This window comes from Nitrospira sp. BLG_2 (genome assembly GCF_049222245.1).
In genome coordinates, this window is the sequence record NZ_JBLYIG010000105.1 from 1 (window position 1) to 2809 (window position 2809).

Here is a 2809-nt window from a genome sequence, read left to right on the forward strand (position 1 = left end):
GACGGTCTTGAGCAGCCCGTCGGGGCCGGAGAGCTCGCGCTTGAACTCCAGCGTCTTGCCTTCCGGGCGCTTGAGCAGGTCGACCAAGTTCATCGCGCTAGGAAGCCTACTCGGAAGCCTCTGGGCACGTCAAGCTTCCGAGCTCAGAACCCCTCCGAGGCCGGCAAAGTAGAGACCGGCGACGCGGTAACGTCCGTCCGCCCGGGACGGACCGTGGACGTGGGGCGTCTAACGTAGAAGTCACCGGCGCTGCGCGGCTTTATCGCGCGGCGTCCGTGTGGACTGCCGGGTTAGCCTTATGCCTGACGATTGTCATGTATGAACTTCCTGATTGCTTTCCCACTGTCCGCGTCAACGCCAAACATCGTGCTCATGAAGACGTGATTGACTCCCGTGATTGTCTTTATTTCTGCGGCTGTCAATGGTGGGGAGACATGTTGAAAGCGTTGAAGCTTCATTGAATATTCTTCATCAGGATGTGCCGGGTCACCTTGATAAGGAGCCTTTACAAGCTTTCCATCAGCCTCACCTAACGCAACAATGCCGACGCCGGATTGATAGAGGAAGACAACGTCACCTTTCGCCAACCTCTCGATTTTGAATTTCCACGGATCGAAGAATGCCGCCGCCTTGCCATGCGCGAGCATATCGTCATGGTCTTGTTGGGTATTGCTGACGTTCGTATTGAGAATGTAATAGCCTTCGGCAATATCCTCGTAAGGATTGTCGAGAACCCTGAACGGTGACATCTCAAGCAACATCTCATCGGCACCGCCGGTGTAGACACGATAGACCCAAGGGCGCACATCTAATCCGCTGGAGCGCCAATACTGGGCAGCCTCTCGGGTCCGGTAATCCAAACCATTGGTCATCACCACAAAAATTTGTTTTCGATTGAAATCCTCTTCCGATAGCTCGACACCGAATTTTGCCTTGTGCGCGATCTTGAGCGACTGGGATGGGTCGGTTGACCTTTTGAACCAGGCATCCAACTCAGGGTATTTCATTGCGCCGTAAATCTGACCGTAGCGGAGTACCTGAAGCAAGTTTGAGCTATGAGACTCCCACGCCTTCAACTCGAAAATGAAGAGATTGCCTTTCTTGTCAACTGCCATCAAATCGGGTTCTTCTTGCCAGCTACGGGACTGCATCAAGAGAATCAGTTCATCATCAGGAAACAACCTGTCCAACGATCGGAAGAGAATGTCTTGTAGCGCACGTTCGTCCAAGCCGAAGGTTTGTAACCGTTCTGTCCGACGTTTTTCCGCGTAGCGCGTCTTGGTGTTGATATTCAGCAGCATCGTAGTGGTTCCGAGGAAGGCTAACGTCCACATTGAGCGGCGCGGTGAAGGGCGGAGCGCTGAACCGCGTCCGTCTCGAACACTTGGTTAGGTGTCACCCGCCTAGTGTTTTGTCCCTTAAGTTCCTGTGATAATTCGTTCGCCCTGAGCCGGTCGAAGGGCGCCCGATTTCAAGGAGTTCCGTTCATGGTTCGACAGGCTCACCACGAACGCACTTCTGGACGCAACACTAGCCCATTCGCGATCATCTATGTCTTAGCGTTGACGGCGCTGTGCGTCACTGCTTGCGCTTCCGCAGCCTGTCGTTGTGCCGCGTGCTCCAGCGCCTCGGCCGGGTCTCTTTCCAAGTCAGACAGTGCAAGCTCACGACTCTTTACGGTCCAGTACACTCCAAACGTCACGATGCCGGCTGCCTCAATGAAAAAGACCTTGCTAGCCCCGTAACCGAACAAGAGTGAAGCAGCGAACCCCACAATGGGGAACAGGATCATCGCGATCGCGATGCCCCGGTAAGTACGCCGGAACTTTGCTGGGTCATGTCCAGTGGGAAGAAATTCGAGACTCTTGTTTGCACAAGACCAGGCGATGATCGCCAGAAGCACAAACAGAATAGTGGCGGCTATGTAATGGATGGGCCATGAAGGCAAGGTAGCCCACGCCTTGATCGCCGGGCAACTTTCAAATAGCTGTGCCACTCGCTGATCGCTGGCAGCTTCATCCAAGGAAAGTCGTTCCGGGAAAATCGCGACTAGTACCGCGCAGAAGGCTGCCGCGTTAAGCAAAGAGTTCTCAAGAGGGGTAAGGCCTTTGTACACATAAAGGCCAATACCTATTGCGAAGAGGAATCCCACGAAGATCGTACGCATCGGGAAGGTGGCGCATTGGTCTTTAGCGGCGGCCCAGAAGTACGCGCTCATCGAGGGTTGCAAGTCCAGACCATGACCAAATGTTCCGTACAGATACAACACAAACGGCATGGCAAACGCGAGCACCGCAAGACCCACGCGCAGCGAAAAGTAAGTGTCGGAGAAATGTTTCCAAAGCTCTCTGGAATCTCTTGGGAGTGTGGTATTGGGCAGCATTTATCTCTAATTGCTCCTTAAGGTTAGACTGAAATCAATCCCTCGGCACGGGTGCCCAGCACCCCATTGGCTAGCGATGCTGAGTACCGAACTCCGTGCAATTGAAATATTACCGGCAGAAATGCGGCGGTAAGCAAGATGCTTGATAGTGACTCGGCAGTCGCGTTGATCCATGCGTAATCAAATGCATTGGATCCGCAATTGAGGTCACTCGGCTCACCCGGAAGCGCGTACTTGACTCCCATGCAGGATGAGAATGGGTCGAGGATCAGCGCCTTGAAGAGGAAGATTGCGATGGCGGCTAGCCACACCCAGAAGATCACAGTTGCAAAGCGATGCCACCAGCGTCCCGCGAGGTAGCTTGATCTCGGAAATAACAAAGCGCGACTGATCATGTTTGTGCTGCCTAACGCCCAGCATCAGCGG

The 2809-nt window shown here is 53.9% G+C and carries 3 protein-coding genes; all 3 read right to left on the bottom strand.

All coding sequences use genetic code 11. The annotated features are described in order from the left end of the window. Positions 1 to 296 precede the first annotated feature (296 nt). The 3 genes from ACOSYY_RS03105 to ACOSYY_RS03115 all read right to left on the bottom strand — a co-directional run bounded on the left by ACOSYY_RS03105 (position 297) and on the right by ACOSYY_RS03115 (position 2778). Positions 297 to 1181, bottom strand: a complete 885-nt coding sequence (locus ACOSYY_RS03105; RefSeq protein WP_421660808.1) for a hypothetical protein — start codon at positions 1179 to 1181, stop codon at positions 297 to 299. A 368-nt stretch (positions 1182 to 1549) separates the two neighbouring features. Then, positions 1550 to 2383 (bottom strand): hypothetical protein, encoded by an 834-nt coding sequence (locus ACOSYY_RS03110; RefSeq protein WP_421660809.1) that lies wholly within the window; start codon positions 2381 to 2383, stop codon positions 1550 to 1552. Between the two features lie 23 nt (positions 2384 to 2406). Then, complete coding sequence (locus tag ACOSYY_RS03115) at positions 2407 to 2778, bottom strand: hypothetical protein (RefSeq protein WP_421660810.1); 372 nt, start codon at positions 2776 to 2778, stop codon at positions 2407 to 2409. Positions 2779 to 2809: the final 31 nt, after the last annotated feature.

Coding starts and splice junctions, on each gene's coding strand:
- ACOSYY_RS03115 (WP_421660810.1), bottom strand. CDS start 2,778: ATGATCAGTCGCGCTTTGTTATTTCCGAGATCAAGCTACCTCGCGGGA.
- ACOSYY_RS03110 (WP_421660809.1), bottom strand. CDS start 2,383: ATGCTGCCCAATACCACACTCCCAAGAGATTCCAGAGAGCTTTGGAAA.